Below are 346 nucleotides of genomic sequence, written 5' to 3'. Positions count from 1 at the left end.
GTGCTAAACTCGACAAAATTAACCCGGAGAAGATAACTCATGACCCTGCGCGTAGCTGGCATCCTTTTCCTTCTGTCGCTCATCCTTGCAGGCTGCGGTACACCCGACAATGCCGCGCAGCCTCCGAACACGCTTCGCGTAGAGCTGAGCGATGTGGCGTGGGCCGCCTATCAGGACGGCGACGGTTCCTGGCAACGCCTACCCGAAGGTACTACGACGAGCACCTTAAAGGCTTTCCAGAAAAGGACGCGTGCTCTCGAGGATAACCAAGGCATGCGTTTAAGGGCGCACCTTGGCAGGAGTCAGCAGGCGCAGCGTCTAAGAGAAACCGTGCAGGGGCTAGAAC

General features: G+C 57.8%; 1 protein-coding gene. It reads left to right on the top strand.

All coding sequences use genetic code 11. The features are described from left to right. Positions 1 to 39 precede the first annotated feature (39 nt). On the top strand, positions 40 to 346 hold a 307-nt coding region (locus KHA85_RS17430; RefSeq protein ID WP_213186746.1), incomplete at its 3' end, for a hypothetical protein.

It is taken from the genome of Dietzia massiliensis (genome assembly GCF_018390595.1).
Taxonomy (GTDB): domain Bacteria; phylum Actinomycetota; class Actinomycetes; order Mycobacteriales; family Mycobacteriaceae; genus Dietzia; species Dietzia massiliensis.
This window is presented reverse-complemented; position numbering and strand designations above follow the sequence as displayed.